The sequence below is a fragment of the Pseudomonas sp. NPDC085632 genome, assembly GCF_044541255.1.
Taxonomy (GTDB): domain Bacteria; phylum Pseudomonadota; class Gammaproteobacteria; order Pseudomonadales; family Pseudomonadaceae; genus Aquipseudomonas.
Genome location: NZ_JBITSX010000010.1, coordinates 61758 through 75958 on the forward strand (window position 1 = coordinate 61758; position 14201 = coordinate 75958).

The following is a 14201-nucleotide window of genomic DNA, read 5'->3' on the forward strand; positions in this document are numbered from 1 at the left end:
GCAGGCTCGCTCCCACATTGGTTTTGCGTTGCACATCAGGATTGAGAGGAGCTCAGCTCCATCGCAATCATCGGCTTGCTCCGCGCATACCGGCTCAACCGCTCCGCCATCGCCTGGGGCAGCGCCGGGTCGAACGTGAACCCGCGCCGCTCATAAAACCCGCGCAGATCCGGATGACAGAACAGCCACACCGGCTCGCTCACATCCTGCACCGCCGTCGCGATCAAATGCGCGGCAAGCCCCTGCTCACGACAGCCCGGATCAACAAACAACCCGGTCAACCAATGCCCACCCGCGACCGGCCGCAAGCACAACGCGGCAACAATCTCTCCCCGCCGCGCGACCCACAATTGCGCATCGCGAACCGCTTTCATCGAGGACTGGTGGCTGCGGTAAAACTTGTTCATCAACGGCCATAACGACGCGTCGAGCAAGGTGTATTGGGTGTCGGGCATGGGATCGGACTGTCGGCGCTGAAAGCGGCGATTATAAAAGAACGCGCGCAACAGGATAGGTGTATACCTGAGCCTACATCCCCTGTGAGTGGAGTACGCATCATGTCCAAAGGTATGGATTCAAAGAAAGCCGCGAAGAAGAAACCGGCCAAGACCGCGATTGAAAAACGCGCGGAGAAAAAAGCCAAGAAAGTCGACATCTTCGGCCATTGATTTCGCCTTTCCGGAGCCCGGTTCTCGGGCTCCTGCCTGAACCCGAAAATAACCTGCAAGATTGCGCATCGTCGTTGCACAGAAGGGGAAGAATCCCGTTCCGAGCAATGCCATGTCCCATTACTTCGACGCCGCCCATCGTCAGCAGATCGACACCCTGCGCCAACGCTTTACCGCTCGCACCGAATGGCCGACCTGGCTGTTGCTGATCGGCGTCTATGGCGCCTGGTTTGCCATTGTTCTCAATAGTCATTGCCTGGGCCGTGCCTTGAGCACGCTGTTGCTGATCCCGCTGCTGGTGTTGTGGCTGTCGGTGCAGCACGAGTTGCTGCACGGGCATCCGACGCGCTGGGTTCGCTTCAACAAGATCCTCGGCTACGCGCCGTTTGCCGTGTGGTATCCGTACACGCTGTATCGCGACAGCCATTTGCTGCATCACCGCGATGAGGATCTCACCGTACCCGGCGTCGATCCCGAAAGCCGTTACCTGACCCGCGCTGGCTGGCAGGGCAGTTCGCTGTTCGAGCGCAGCTTGCATTGGTTGAACAAAACCGTGCTCGGACGCTTCCTGATTGGCGCCCCGCTGGCGTTGATAGCGTTGGCCAAAGAAGAGTTGCTGCGGCTGAAAAACGGCGAGCGCCAGGCCTGGCTGATGTGGTTGACTCATGGTGCGTTTACATTATTGATGCTGTGGTTTGTCGCCCGTGTCAGCGTGCTGCCGGTCTGGCATTACGTGCTGCTGATCAGCGTGCCGGCGCTGTCGATTGCGATGATTCGCTCCTACTACGAACATCGCCCGCATGCGCAACCGGAACAACGCACGGTGCTCAATGAGGCCGCTTGGCCGTGGCGCTGGTTATTCCTCAATCTGAACTTTCATCTGGTGCATCACGACTTGCCGAAGCTTTCGTGGTACGACTTGCCCAGGGTTTACCAGATGCATCGCGAGCAGTGGATTGCGCGCAGTGGCGGGTTTCTGGTGCAAGGGTATGGCGAGTTCTGGCGGCGCAATGGTTTCCAGCCGATCGACAGTCCCGAGCATCCCTTCCACTGATCTCAAGAACACTACCGTCCCACATTGGATATTTGTAACTCGGAAAATATGTGTATGGCTCAACACCACACCGAACTACTGATGTACGTCGCCCCCGAGCCCATCCGCGCGGCCAATGAGCGTTGGATTGCGCGCATTCTCGATCAACTTGGCCACACTCGCCTGAGCGCTGAAGGCCTGTCATTGCCCGAACTTTGGTTATCCCCCGAGTTGCTGCTCACGCAAACCTGCGGCTATCCGCTGATGACTGCATTGTGCGGACAAGTGCGCATCGTCGGCCGTCCACGCTACGAACTGCCCGACGCCAGCGATGGCAATCATTGCAGCCTGATCCTCGGCCACGCTGACGACCCACGCAAAACCTTGGCGGACTTTCACAACAGTCGCGGGGTGATCAACAGCGAAGACTCCAACAGTGGCATGAACCTGCTGCGTCAGCGCGTGGCGCCACTGAATCGGGACGGACAATTCTTCGCCTCGGTCGGTATCAGCGGCGGCCATCGCGAGAGCCTGCGCTGGCTGCGCGAAAACCGCGCCGATCTGGCCGCCATCGACAGCGTTACCTACGCCTATCTCGCCCGGTATGTGCCTGAAGACGTCAGCGCCTTGCGGGTGATTGCGCGCAGCGCCCTGAGCCCGACCCTGCCGTTCATTACCGTTGCCAGCGCCACGGACGAGCAGATCGAAACACTTCGGCACGTGATGAACCAGACCTTGCGCGAACAGCCCGACGTCTCGCAGACACTGGGCTTGCGGGAAGTACTTCCGGCGAACACCAGCGATTACCAGATTCTCCTCGACTATCAACAGCAGGCCGAAGGCTTGGGCTATGGCCGTATTCGCTAATGCATTTAGAGAATATAAGAATTCGTTTTAAGTATTTTTAACGAATAAGGCGCCTTGCTACGATCGCACCACCGGAACACCGGACATTCAGCGACCCCTCATCAAGGAGCCCCTATGTCCGGCGCCGAGCTTTGCCATCGCCACACCGTGGACGGTCTGTTCCGCGCCCACTATCGCTGGCTCTGCGCATACCTGCGCGGACATGTGCATGACAGCGCCAGCAGCGAAGACATCGCCGCCGAAACCTTCGCGCAATTGCTCCAAGCCCCGGCACTGACGCCCATTCGTGAACCTCGCGCCTTGCTGACGACCATCGCCCAGCGTCTGCTTTATCAGCGTTGGCGGCGTGCTGATCTGGAGCGTCGTCATCGCCAGTCAATCGATGTCGATTACGCCGCCTCGCCGGAAGACCTCGTCACGCTCTCGCAAACCCTCCACCGCTTGGATCACAGCTTGCAACGCTTGCCCGGCAAGGTCCGCTCGACCTTTCTGCTGGCGCGCATCGATGGCCTGACCTACCCGCAAATCGCCGCCGAACTGGGCATCTCCCAACGTTCGGTCAGCGTGTACATGACCCGTTCCCAAGCACTGTGCGATCGCCACAGCGCCAACCAATTCCTGCAAGACAAGAGGTCCGCATGAGATCGATCAAAACCCTGCTCGGCAGCTCGTTATTGGCGTTGAGCCTGAGTGTCGGCGCTGTATCCGCAACGGAAAAAACCGCGCCGATCCACTTCGGCGACATCACTTGGGAAAGCGGCAGTTTCATCACCGAAGTGCTGCGCCTTATCGTTGAAAAAGGCTACGGCTATCCAACCGATACACTGCCGGGCAGCACCGTCAGTCTCGAAGCGGCGCTGGCGAAAAACGATATTCAGGTGATCGGCGAAGAGTGGGCCGGGCGCAGTCCGGCGTGGGTCAAGGCCGCCGGCGAGGGCAAGGTGTTCGGCCTCGGCGACACCGTCAAAGGCGCGACCGAAGGCTGGTGGGTGCCGGAATATGTGATCAAGGGCGACCCCGAGCGCGGTATCAAGCCGCTGGCGCCGGAGTTGAAATCAGTGGCCGATCTGCCGCGCTACAAGGATGTGTTCCGCGATCCGGAAGATCCGTCGCGCGGACGCTTCCTTAATAGTCCGACCGGTTGGACTTCGGAGATCGTCAACAGCCAGAAGCTCAAGGCCTATGCGCTGAACGACAGCTTCGTGAATTTCCGCACCGGTTCCGGCGCGGCGCTGGATGCCGAGGTGGCATCGTCGATCAAACGCGGTAAACCGGTGCTGTTCTACTACTGGTCACCAACGCCGCTGCTCGGTCGATTCAAACTGGTCAAACTGGATGAACCGCCGTTTGATGCCGAGGCCTGGAAAACCCTGGCCGATGCCAATAACCCGCATCCCAAAGGCACCCGTTCGATGCCGGCGAGCCTTGCAATTGGCGTGTCGGCGCCGTTCAAGGCGCAGTACCCGGAACTGGTGACGTTCTTTGAAAAGGTCGATTTGCCGATTGATCTGTTGAACCAGACGCTGGCCGGCATGAGCGAAAAACGTTTGCAGCCGAGAGTAGTGGCGCAGGCGTTTTTGCGTGATCAGCCGCAGGTCTGGAAGCCATGGGTGCCTGCAGATGTGGCGACCAAGGTGAGCGGAGGTCTGTAAGTCGTTTTCTGTTGTTTTTGTAGTTTTGTAATGGCCTCATCGCTGGCAAGCCAGCTCCCACAGGAAACGCGCTGATTTGATCTAAAGCGCAGAACCCTGTGGGAGCTGGCTTGCCAGCGATGGCGTCAGACCTGCCATCACCTCCCCGCTGAACCGTTTCTTGTGCAAAAAGTGCCAGATACTGGCCGACTAGTGGCCTTGCGCAAGGCTTCCCGCTGGCTATGCTTCCTGTAACTAACTATGTCGACCGTCATGTCAAAACATGGCTGAAACACATCGTTGGTCCGTGAATTCATGCTGCCAGAGTGCGCAAGCCAAGGCACCGACACTGAACCAACAAGGAGCGTCGTCTACATGGAAGTTCTTCAACGCGTTAGGGCTGGCCCGCGTGCGGGCTATCAAGAGAAGGATGTCTTGATTAGAGCGTCGCTGCATGGACTCTCCGATTGATCATCATTTATCACCTGACAACTTCCTCCCGTGGAGGAATGCGTGTGCCTGTTCTGTGGAACGTAGTGGTGGATCTTGAAAGAACTGAACTTTCATCAAATCAAAAGTCCGCGCGGAAGGTGATACAACCATGTTCAACCTACATCACAAGGCTGACCTGCAGGAAATCGAGCGCTTCAGCTGCGCTCTGACTGAAGCCAATGCCAAGTTGGCGGCGATCAGCCGCTCCATGGCAATGATCGAGTTCAGCCCTGACGGCATCGTGCTCGATGCCAACGACAACTTCTGCAAGACCATGGGCTATAGCGCCGAAGAGGTGCGCGGCAAGCATCATCGGGTGTTTTGTGAAGAGGCGTTTTATCGCAGTGAGGAGTACGCCAAATTGTGGCGTGACCTGGCTCGCGGTGAGCCGATCAGCGGCACTTTTCTGCGCTTGAACAAGGCTGGCAGGGAAGTCTGGCTCGAAGCCAGTTACATGCCGGTGTATGGCCCGGACAAGCAAGTCCAGAGCGTGATCAAAGTGGCAGCCGACATCACGGCTCGGGTGAATAAAGAACACGAAGAAGAAAGCATGTTGGCAGCGATCAGCCGTTCCATGGCGGTGATCGAGTTCACCCCGGAAGGCAACGTCATCGCCGCCAACGACAACTTCCTCAAGACCATGCAGTACTCGCTCAACGAAATCGTCGGGCATCACCACAGTCTTTTTTGCCATCGTGCCGAAGCCGAGTCTGCGCAGTACAAAGCCTTCTGGGCTTCGCTCAATCGTGGCGAATATCACTCGCATCGTTTCGAGCGCAAGAACAAGTCGGGGCAGATGGTTTACCTGGAAGCGTCTTACAACCCATTGTTCGACGCCAAAGGCCGCTTGTACAAAGTGGTGAAGTTCGCCAGCGACATCACCCATCAGATGACCACCTTGCAGAACGCCGCCGAATCGGCCCACAGCACCTCGGTACAAAACGACGCCTGCGCGCAAAAAGGCTCACAGGTCGTGCAGCAAACCGTGCAGATCATTCAGGACATTTCCCGCGACCTCAACGAAGCGGCATCCAGTATCGATGCGGTCAGCAAACAATCGGACATCATCGGCACCATCGTCCAGACCATTCGCGGCATTGCCGATCAGACCAATTTGCTGGCGCTTAATGCCGCCATTGAAGCGGCGCGAGCCGGTGAACATGGGCGCGGTTTTGCGGTGGTTGCGGATGAAGTGCGCAGCCTCGCGGCAAGGACGAGTCAGGCCACGCTGGAAATTGTCGAAGTGGTGCGCAAGAACCATGACCTGTCGCTGAGTGCGGTATCGAGCATGCAGTCGAGCCTGAGTCGCACCGGGCTCGGGGTTGAGCTGGCGAATGAAGCGGGGGAGGTGATTCTGGAGATTCAGCAGGGCTCAAGGCATGTGGTGGATGCGATCAGTCAGTTCAATGAAACCCTGCAACTGAACTGAGGATGACAGAGCACCTGTCACTCGGACTTGAGGGACAGGTGCTGATCAGCACGCGCACGGCAATGCCCTGACTATTGTTGCAAATTGAAGTTTCCATTGATTTCGGCGGATTGGCTCCCGTCTTGCGAGGTGGCGGTAAAAAAGAAACTGCCTTTTGCAGTTTTATTTTCCCAGTCTATTTCGTCGATTTTGATCTCACCGCTACCGGAGCTAGAAGACCAGGAACTGCTCTCGAAATTTGCCGGGTTGTAGTTGCCACGGGCTCCTTCTGATTCGAAGAGGTAAGTTTTGTTTGCTTCGATTTTTCCGAAAATGTAGATATCTGCACCCTGTGAATCGAGATTCTTATCAGCGAACCCAGCTACATAAAACTGATCAGTGCTCAGGTCTAGCATGAGGCGGGAGGTTGGAACAGGCTTACACCCTTCGTTGTTTTCATTCACGTTCAACGCAAAGTGCCCAATGGCTCTGGTAGCTTTTTTTCTCAAGTCTTTGTTCATGTATTGTCTTCCTGCTAAGGGGGGATGGCCTTCGCCCGATCACTGCTTCGAGAACGAAAAATTTCCGTAGACGTCTGCGGTTTTGTCTTTGTCGTGACTGTCCTGGACGGTGAACTGGAAGTTGCCGGCAATACTTCTTGTCTCGATGTCGACTGCCGTCACGGTAATTTCGCTGGCATCACTGATCGAGCCCCAGGATGCATTGGCGTTTATCGGGTTATAGAAGCCGCTGTTACTGGAGTTATTAAAACTGTACGTACCCACTTTAATCGGCTGACCGATGTGGAACTCTGCACCCCACTGCGGTGCGGTAGTTTTATTGTCGAATCCGCCCACTCTCAATAGATCGGGCGTCAGATCGAAAATGATGCGGCTGGTGGGGATCAATTCTTCCTCTCCACCTTTTTCCTTAACCTTCAGATTGAGAAAGTCGACGGCGTTTTTATCCTTGCTCATGGTCTTATCCCTGCAAATCATTAATGGAGTTACGCATAGGGTTATGCGCGAACAAATCCATAGTTCTTCAGGCAGAGCATGTCGTCTACTGTCAGAAATTACAGGTGCGACGGTATTTGCGACGAACGGTTTACCCCTCCAAACAAAAAAAGTCCCTGGCGGGACTTTTTAAAAACAGCCGAATCACAGCGCAGCGAGAAACTTGTCCGCCTGCTTGTCACTGTCCTTCACATCGTTGTCTTTTTCCGCCTGCGCCAGCTTCATCTTGTCCTGCAAACGCTCCGCGATCTCCTTGCCGACGGCCAGTTGCTTCTCCGGCGGCATGGCTTTGATGTCATCTTCGGTCAGCCCCATCGACTGCAGGATACTGTCGCGCAGACGCTGTTCCGGCGTCTTGCTCATGTAGTCCTTGAATTCATCGGTGGCGGATTTTGCCGAGGCCGTGGTGGCATCGGTGGCTTGCAGGTTGACGCGGGTCTTGGCGAAGGCTTCGTCGACGTTGTCGCTGATGCGCGTGGCTTCGCTGACTTGCTGGGTGGCGATCTGCGTGGCCGAATCCTGCACCTTGGCGGTGGCTTCTGCGGTTTGCGCCTGGGTCTGGTTTTGCAGGATGGCGCCGTGCAGACCACCTTGCAGACCGGCGGCAGCGGTGGACGTCGCATCGTCATTCAGCGCTTTGGGCAGGTGAATGATTTGCTGTTGTTTGGCACTGATCAACATGATGTGTAGACCTGTAGGTAATTGCTGACTGGCGTAATAGAGCAATTACCGTGCCTTCTGAATAAATCCTATTATTTCAGCAGCATAGAAATAAACTTAGTGTTCGCAGCGGTCATCCTTTGCCGATAAGCGGCAGAGGATGACCGTTGCGCCCGTCAGCGATGGGCAATGTTCTCCAGCGCCAGATTGCGTGTGCGCGGGCCGAACCAGCCGATGGTCAACATCACGATCAGCATGCTGCTGACGATGAACGCCAACACCCCGGGCGTGCCGAAATTGTCGAGAAACAAGCCGATCAACAGGCTGCTGAACACCGTCGACAAACGACTGAACGAATAGCAGAAACCTACTGCGCGGGCGCGGATGTTGGTCGGGAACAATTCGCTCTGGTACGAGTGATAACTGAAGCTCAGCCAAGCGTTGCAGAAGGTGATCATCACCCCGCAGAAGATCAGCCCGAATGCGCTGGTCTGCAGGGCGAACAAGGTGCCGAAGGTCATCGCACCGAGGGCCGAACCGACGATCTGCCATTTGTTCTCGAAGCGGTTGGCGAATTTCACGAACAGCAACGGGCCGAGCGGGTAGGCGAGGGTGATGATGAAGGCGTACATCAGGCTGTGGGTGACGCTGACACCCTGACCGGACAGCAGCGCCGGCAGCCAATTGCCGAAACCGAAGAAACCGATCGCCTGAAAGATGTGGAAGACAATCAGCATCAACGCGCGACGGCGATAAGGCGGCTGCCAGATATCGGCGAAGCGGCCCTTGCCCTCGACATCGACCGGGACCGTTTCGGGCACGTCCAGTGGCTGGCCGTGATCCTTTTCGCAACGTGCTTCGATGTGGTCGAGAATCCGGTTGGCCTCATCAAAGCGCCCATGCTGCGCCAACCAGCGTGGCGACTCCGGCAGGCGTTTGCGCAGCCACCAGATAAACAGCGCAAACACCGCACTGGCCAACACCACCCAGCGCCAGCCGCTGATGCCGAACGGTGCTTGCGGCACCAGCCACCAGGACATCAGCGCCACTGCCGGCACCGAGAGGAACTGTATGAAAAACGCGAAGGCAAAGGCCGAGCTGCGCATGCGTTTGGGCACCAGTTCCGAGAGGTAGGCGTCGATGGTCACCAACTCGATACCGAGGCCGATACCCACCAGAAAGCGCATGCAGATGATGCCCAGCGCCGAACTCTGAACGCCCATCAACACCGTCGCGACCGTGTACCAGACCAGCGCAAAGGTGAAAATCGCACGGCGCCCGAAGCGATCTGCCAACGGGCTGAGCAGGCTGGCGCCGAGGAACAGGCCGAGGAACGTCGCCGAAGCAAACGCTGCTTGATCAGAGAAACCGAATACGCCTTGATTGCCAGTGGCAAAGATGCCGTCGCGAATCAGCCCAGGGCTGATGTAAGCGGTCTGGAACAGGTCGTAGAGTTCGAAGAAACCACCGATTGACAGCAGCGCCACCAAGCGCCAAATCGTCGCGACCGCCGGAAGGCGATCGATGCGGGCGGATACCTGAGCGGCGCGGATCGGGTCGATACCGTCGCTTTGCGCGGCGGCGGGGGCGTGTGCAGTCATGGGCTGATCCATTTTTTATTGATGGAAAAGCTTAGCCTGCTATCGGAGTTGATGGATTGTGAATATCGGCGGTTTACGCGGATAAACCGCTGATTTCTCGCAATATCTGTTTACGGATTAACGATTTATGCCGCAGCCGCCGAATCTGGCAACGCCGAGGCCGGCAGTCCGAAGATCCGGTCAAACAGCCAGTTGAAAGCAAACGTGTAGCACGGGATGAAGATAATCAGCGCCAGATCCAGCAGAAACGCCTGTACCAGACTGATGTTCATCCACCACGCGATCAACGGAATCAGGAACACGATCAGCGTCAGTTGAAAGCCGACGGCGTGAGCAATGCGTCGTTTCACCGTGCGGGTGCGCGATTGCTGGCGGCTTTCCCAGTGCTCGAACAACGAGGTGTAAATGAAGTTCCAGGTCACGGCGATGGTAGTGATGATCACCGCCAGTGGCCCGGTACTGCCCGGCGAAGTACCGGACAACAGTGCCAGTCCAAGGGCGGAGAAGGTCATGCCGATCACTTCGTAGAGCGACACGTAGACCAGTTTGCGTTTGACGCCTTGCATGGGAAATTGCCTCTTTCTTGCCGTTTGTTGGCCAGCGGGACTGGCGAAGGCGACGAAAGATAGCTTCAATAGGGATGACAGAAAAAGTCAGCTACTTTCAGTTTTATTGATAGGTGTACAGGGTGAATTTCAACAGCGACAGCATCGAGCTGTTTCTTGCCGTGATCGAACGCGGCTCGTTTTCAGCGGCGGCGCGTGCGTTAGGTCGGGTGCCTTCGGCGGTCAGCATGGCCATCGGCAATCTGGAAGCGGAACTCGGTTATCCACTGTTCGACCGCAGCCATCGCGAACCGCAACCCACGGCGATGGCGCTGTCACTGGTGCCACACGCGCGGCTGATCGCCGAGCAACTCAAGCAATTGCAAGTGCACGCGGTGGAACTGTCGTTGGGGCTGGAGAGCAAGTTGTCGATTGGCGTGGTCGCGGACATCGACCGGCGGCGTTTGCTGGCGGCGATCAAGGTGATCGCCGAGCGTCATCCATTGCTCGATATCGAAGTGCTGACCGCACCGCAGGATGACGTGCTGGCGATGTTGCACAGCGGCCGGGTCAGCGTGTGTCTGGCGTTCGCCGGGTTGAGCATGAACGTGCTGGAGCGTTTTCAGTTTGTCGGCAGCGAGCGGATGATCGCCACGCTGGCGGCGGACAGTCCGCTGTTGCGTGGGCAGGATGTGTTTCTCGAGGATCTGGTTCATGTGCGGCAGATCATCGTTGCCAGTCGCGACTTGCCGATCAGTGAGACACGGCCGTTGGTGGCGGAATCGTATTGGCGCACCGACAGTCTTGAGACAGCGATGGAAATGGTTGAGGCGGGATTGGGTTGGGGCAATTTTCCGTTGTCGGTTGTGCAGCCGCGACTGGACAGCGGACGGCTGAAACGCCTGAATTTTCGCAACATCGAAAACGGCCTGGTGATGCCGGTGCATGCGGTGTGGCTCAAGAGCCAGCCTCTACAGAAAGGCGCGCATGCCCTCGTCGAATTGTTGGGCGGTTGATCGTTCCCACGCAGAGCGTGGGAACGATCGGTTACCTGTTGTCAGGTACTTTCGCGGATCTTCAGTTCGAAACCCATGTCTTCCACCGGACGAGCAACGCTGTTACCGGCCATCAACGTCAGCATCTGCTCTGCCGCACGCCGGCCAATCGCTTCACGCGGAGTGTTGATGCTGCTCAAACGCGGCACCATATGTTCGGACATCGGCAAGTCGTTGAAACCGAGAATCGCCACTTGCTCGGGAATCTTGATGCCGTGGCGCAACGCTTCCAGCAAAGCGCCCTGGGCCAGGTCGTCGTTACCAAAGAAGATCGCATCGACATCCGGATGCGCCGCGAGCAGTTGCAGGAACAACTCCCCGCCCAAACCCACCGATGAAGAGCGAGGCGTCAACACTTCCAGATCCGGGTCATAACGGCCGGCCTTCTGCAGCGCTTTGCGAAAACCTTCACCGCGCAGCAGGGTCCGCTGGTCAAGTTGCGCGCCGATATACGCCAGACGCTTGCGCCCACGGGAGAGCAAATGTTCGGCCGCCGTTTCACCGGCACTGAGCTGCGAGAAACCCACGCAGTTCACCCCGGCTGCACTGTCCAGTTCCATCATGTACACGCAAGGAATGTTGCTCGCCTCGATCATCCGCCGCGAACTTTCCGTGCGGTCAAACCCGGTCAACAAGAAACCGCGCGGCTGATAAGCCATGTAGTTGCGCAGCAGGTTTTCTTCTTCATCTCGGGAATAGTGGAAATTGCCGATCAGCACTTCGAAGCCTTTGGGCGTCAATACCCGATGAATGGCTTCCAGCGTATCGATGAACAGCAAGTTGGATAACGAAGGCACCAGAACCACCACCGAATGGCTCTGCGCCGAGGCTAAAGCGCGGGCGGCCGGGTTGACCACGTAGTTGAGTTCGAGGGCGGCTTTCTGGACTTTTTCCACCAGTTCGGTGGCGACCGTGCTGACCCCACGCAAGGCGCGGGAGGCGGTAATCGGGCTGACACCGGCCAGGCGGGCAACTTCATTCAGGGTGGGACGGCCGGTGGTGCGGGTATTTTTATCGTTTTTAGGGGTGGTCATCGACGGCTTGCCAAACAAAAATCAAGGCACTAAGGTAGCGCTGTCCTGATGCAGCTGTAAATGCGTAAGCGAGGTCCTGCCTGATCTTCGCTTTTTGGCGTTGGGCGCAAACCTGCTGCAACCCAAAAAAACGACAAGAAGGCGTCGGCAACTTCTGCCTGTGCACTAGAGTCATAGCTAGCAAAGGTAGCGCTGTCTGCGCGCTGAGGTGTTATATGAGTCATCCCATCACCGCCCTGGTCATCATGGGCGTTGCCGGTTGCGGCAAGACGTGCGTCAGCGAGGCCCTGTGCCAATTGAGCGGCGCCACTGCCATTGAAGGCGATACTTTCCATCCGGCCGCGAACATCGAAAAGATGAGCGCGGGGATCCCCCTGAACGACGACGACCGTGCCGGCTGGCTCGACAGCCTGTGCGATGAACTGCGTCGCGTCGATGCATCGGGCAAACGCCCGGTGCTGACCTGCTCGGCCCTTAAACACAGTTATCGCGAAGTGTTGCGCAGCGCCTTGCCGGGCCTGGGTTTCGTGTTTCTTGAATTGACCCCTGAAGTCGCCGCTGAACGTGTGTCCCATCGTCCGGGCCACTTCATGCCCGCCACGTTGATCGAAAGCCAGTTCGCCACGCTCGAATCGCCCAAGGGCGAGCCGTTGACATTGGCCCTGAATGCTTCGATCCACAGCGTTGAAGAACTGGCGTCCCAGGCTCATGTCTGGTGGCAGGCCCACGGTCTGAAGCAGGCGGTATGAGTGTGTTGAAAGAGCTAGCGCTGTCCTCCCGACTTCTGTTTAACCCGCTTTAATAACAACAACAATCCAGGAGACACCCCCAATGTTTGGCATGTCCCACGACGCCTACCTGCTGCTCGATGCAGTGGTCACGGTAATCGGCCTGATTATCCTGATCACCAAATTCAAGATTCACCCATTCATTTCCCTGACCATCGCCGCCGCGTTCCTCGGTCTGACGTCGGGCATGCCGATCGGCACGATCATCAAAGCGTTCCAGGACGGCTTTGGTGGCGTGCTCGGTTTTGTCGGCATCATCCTCGCGCTGGGCACCATGCTCGGCAAAATGATGGCCGAATCGGGCGGGGCGGATCAGATCGCCCAGACCCTGATCCGTGCGTTCGGTAAAGACAAAGTCCAGTGGGCAATGATGTTCGCCGCGTTCCTGGTGGGCATTCCGCTGTTCTTCGAAATCGGCTTCGTCCTGCTGATTCCACTGGTGTTCATCGTTGCGCGTCGCACCGGTGTGTCGATCATCAAGATCGGTATTCCGCTGCTCGCCGGCCTGTCCGCCGTGCACGGTCTGGTGCCACCGCACCCGGGCCCGCTGCTGGCCATCGGCGTGTTTGGCGCAGACATCGGCAAGACCATTCTGTACGGTCTGATCGTTGCGCTGCCGACCGCAATCATTGCCGGTCCGATTTTCGGTACGTTCATCGCCAAACACATTCCGGGTCACCCGAATCAGGAACTGGTCGATCAACTGGCCCGCGAAAACGACGACTCGGCCAAGCTGCCGAGCTTCACCATCACCCTGATCACCGTGCTGCTGCCGGTGTTCCTGATGCTGCTGAAAACCTTCGCTGACGTGGCGCTGCCGGACGGTCACTTCTTCCGCACCTGGATGGACATGATCGGTCACCCGATCTCGGCACTGCTGCTGGCGTTGCTGCTGTCGCTGTACACCTTCGGGCACAAGCAGGGCATCGGTTCCCAGCAGATGCTCAAGTGGCTGGACGCAAGTCTGGCACCAACCGCCGCGATCATTCTGATCATCGGTGCCGGCGGTGGCTTCAAGCAGATGCTGGTCACCAGCGGCGTGGGCGATGTGATCGGCCACATGGCGGTCAGCGCACAGATCTCGCCGATCCTGCTGGCGTGGCTGGTGGCGGCGGTGATTCGTATCGCGACCGGTTCGGCGACTGTGGCGACCATCACTGGCGCGGGCATCGTGGTGCCGGTGGTGGGGATGATTCCGGGCGTTAACCGTGAGTTGTTGGTGCTGGCCACTGGCGCCGGTTCGTTGATTCTGTCCCATGTGAACGACGCTGGTTTCTGGCTGGTGAAGCAATACTTCAACATGACCGTGGCCGAGACGTTCAAGACCTGGACGGCGATGGAAACCATCCTCTCCATCGTCGCGTTGGGCTTTATCCTGCTGTTGTCGCTGTTCGTTTAAGCGC

Annotated in this window: 14 protein-coding genes and 2 pseudogenes; 9 read left to right on the forward strand and 7 right to left on the reverse strand. The window is 57.6% G+C overall.

All coding sequences use genetic code 11. The features are described from left to right. Positions 1 to 35: 35 nt before the first annotated feature. Entirely contained in the window at positions 36 to 455 is a 420-nt protein-coding gene (locus tag ACIF4X_RS10370; RefSeq protein WP_397482034.1) for a GNAT family N-acetyltransferase, read from the reverse strand. A gap of 325 nt (positions 456 to 780) precedes the next feature. Between ACIF4X_RS10370 and ACIF4X_RS10375 the strand changes: the two genes are divergently transcribed. From ACIF4X_RS10375 to ACIF4X_RS10400, 6 genes and pseudogenes are all read left to right on the forward strand, one after another. Continuing rightward, positions 781 to 1722: a fatty acid desaturase gene (locus ACIF4X_RS10375; RefSeq protein WP_397482035.1), complete on the forward strand. Its 942-nt coding sequence runs from the start codon at positions 781 to 783 to the stop codon at positions 1720 to 1722. Positions 1723 to 1776: 54 nt separating this feature from the next. Next, positions 1777 to 2568 (forward strand): phosphate/phosphite/phosphonate ABC transporter substrate-binding protein, encoded by a 792-nt coding sequence (locus ACIF4X_RS10380; protein WP_397482036.1) that lies wholly within the window; start codon positions 1777 to 1779, stop codon positions 2566 to 2568. A gap of 114 nt (positions 2569 to 2682) precedes the next feature. Next, positions 2683 to 3210: a sigma-70 family RNA polymerase sigma factor gene (locus ACIF4X_RS10385; RefSeq protein ID WP_397482037.1), complete on the forward strand. Its 528-nt coding sequence runs from the start codon at positions 2683 to 2685 to the stop codon at positions 3208 to 3210. Continuing rightward, positions 3207 to 4220, forward strand: coding sequence for an ABC transporter substrate-binding protein (locus ACIF4X_RS10390; protein WP_397482038.1), 1014 nt, complete (start codon positions 3207 to 3209; stop codon positions 4218 to 4220). Before ACIF4X_RS10385 ends, ACIF4X_RS10390 begins: the two co-directional genes overlap by 4 nt. A 580-nt stretch (positions 4221 to 4800) precedes the next feature. Beyond that, positions 4801 to 5577: pseudogene (locus ACIF4X_RS10395) on the forward strand (PAS domain-containing protein); the annotation flags it as partial. Positions 5578 to 5697: 120 nt separating this feature from the next. Beyond that, positions 5698 to 6120 (forward strand): annotated as a pseudogene (locus ACIF4X_RS10400) (methyl-accepting chemotaxis protein); the annotation flags it as partial. A 71-nt stretch (positions 6121 to 6191) separates the two neighbouring features. Here ACIF4X_RS10400 and ACIF4X_RS10405 read toward each other — a convergent pair. From ACIF4X_RS10405 to ACIF4X_RS10425, 5 genes are all read right to left on the reverse strand, one after another. After that, complete coding sequence (locus tag ACIF4X_RS10405) at positions 6192 to 6620, reverse strand: hypothetical protein (protein ID WP_397482039.1); 429 nt, start codon at positions 6618 to 6620, stop codon at positions 6192 to 6194. A 39-nt stretch (positions 6621 to 6659) separates the two neighbouring features. Then, a complete protein-coding gene (locus ACIF4X_RS10410; RefSeq protein WP_322844529.1) occupies positions 6660 to 7076 on the reverse strand; it encodes a hypothetical protein in 417 nt (138 codons plus the stop codon). 183 nt (positions 7077 to 7259) lie between these two features. Then, positions 7260 to 7796 carry a hypothetical protein gene (locus ACIF4X_RS10415; protein ID WP_397482040.1) on the reverse strand — a complete coding sequence of 179 codons (537 nt, stop codon included), beginning with the start codon at positions 7794 to 7796 and terminating at the stop codon, positions 7260 to 7262. Positions 7797 to 7951: 155 nt separating this feature from the next. Beyond that, positions 7952 to 9376, reverse strand: a complete 1425-nt coding sequence (locus tag ACIF4X_RS10420) for an MFS transporter (protein ID WP_397482041.1) — start codon at positions 9374 to 9376, stop codon at positions 7952 to 7954. Positions 9377 to 9501: 125 nt separating this feature from the next. Beyond that, the gene (locus ACIF4X_RS10425) at positions 9502 to 9942 is read right to left on the reverse strand and encodes a PACE efflux transporter (protein WP_034153370.1); all 441 of its coding nucleotides are present in this window, start codon (positions 9940 to 9942) and stop codon (positions 9502 to 9504) included. 122 nt (positions 9943 to 10064) lie between these two features. Between ACIF4X_RS10425 and ACIF4X_RS10430 the strand changes: the two genes are divergently transcribed. After that, positions 10065 to 10937, forward strand: a complete 873-nt coding sequence (locus ACIF4X_RS10430) for a LysR family transcriptional regulator (RefSeq protein ID WP_397482042.1) — start codon at positions 10065 to 10067, stop codon at positions 10935 to 10937. A gap of 41 nt (positions 10938 to 10978) precedes the next feature. Here the strand turns inward: ACIF4X_RS10430 and ACIF4X_RS10435 are convergent, their stop codons facing one another. Further along, positions 10979 to 12010: a LacI family DNA-binding transcriptional regulator gene (locus ACIF4X_RS10435; protein ID WP_397482043.1), complete on the reverse strand. Its 1032-nt coding sequence runs from the start codon at positions 12008 to 12010 to the stop codon at positions 10979 to 10981. A 215-nt stretch (positions 12011 to 12225) separates the two neighbouring features. On the opposite strand from ACIF4X_RS10435, the gene ACIF4X_RS10440 reads away from it, so the two are divergent. Further along, entirely contained in the window at positions 12226 to 12759 is a 534-nt protein-coding gene (locus ACIF4X_RS10440; protein ID WP_007917804.1) for a gluconokinase, read from the forward strand. Positions 12760 to 12841: 82 nt separating this feature from the next. Next, positions 12842 to 14197, forward strand: coding sequence for a GntP family permease (locus ACIF4X_RS10445; protein WP_099756982.1), 1356 nt, complete (start codon positions 12842 to 12844; stop codon positions 14195 to 14197). The last annotated feature ends 4 nt before the right edge of the window (positions 14198 to 14201 follow it).

Coding starts and splice junctions, on each gene's coding strand:
- ACIF4X_RS10370 (WP_397482034.1), bottom strand. CDS start 455: ATGCCCGACACCCAATACACCTTGCTCGACGCGTCGTTATGGCCGTTG.
- ACIF4X_RS10375 (WP_397482035.1), top strand. CDS start 781: ATGTCCCATTACTTCGACGCCGCCCATCGTCAGCAGATCGACACCCTG.
- ACIF4X_RS10380 (WP_397482036.1), top strand. CDS start 1,777: ATGGCTCAACACCACACCGAACTACTGATGTACGTCGCCCCCGAGCCC.
- ACIF4X_RS10385 (WP_397482037.1), top strand. CDS start 2,683: ATGTCCGGCGCCGAGCTTTGCCATCGCCACACCGTGGACGGTCTGTTC.
- ACIF4X_RS10390 (WP_397482038.1), top strand. CDS start 3,207: ATGAGATCGATCAAAACCCTGCTCGGCAGCTCGTTATTGGCGTTGAGC.
- ACIF4X_RS10405 (WP_397482039.1), bottom strand. CDS start 6,620: ATGAACAAAGACTTGAGAAAAAAAGCTACCAGAGCCATTGGGCACTTT.
- ACIF4X_RS10410 (WP_322844529.1), bottom strand. CDS start 7,076: ATGAGCAAGGATAAAAACGCCGTCGACTTTCTCAATCTGAAGGTTAAG.
- ACIF4X_RS10415 (WP_397482040.1), bottom strand. CDS start 7,796: ATGTTGATCAGTGCCAAACAACAGCAAATCATTCACCTGCCCAAAGCG.
- ACIF4X_RS10420 (WP_397482041.1), bottom strand. CDS start 9,376: ATGACTGCACACGCCCCCGCCGCCGCGCAAAGCGACGGTATCGACCCG.
- ACIF4X_RS10425 (WP_034153370.1), bottom strand. CDS start 9,942: ATGCAAGGCGTCAAACGCAAACTGGTCTACGTGTCGCTCTACGAAGTG.
- ACIF4X_RS10435 (WP_397482043.1), bottom strand. CDS start 12,010: ATGACCACCCCTAAAAACGATAAAAATACCCGCACCACCGGCCGTCCC.
- ACIF4X_RS10440 (WP_007917804.1), top strand. CDS start 12,226: ATGAGTCATCCCATCACCGCCCTGGTCATCATGGGCGTTGCCGGTTGC.
- ACIF4X_RS10445 (WP_099756982.1), top strand. CDS start 12,842: ATGTTTGGCATGTCCCACGACGCCTACCTGCTGCTCGATGCAGTGGTC.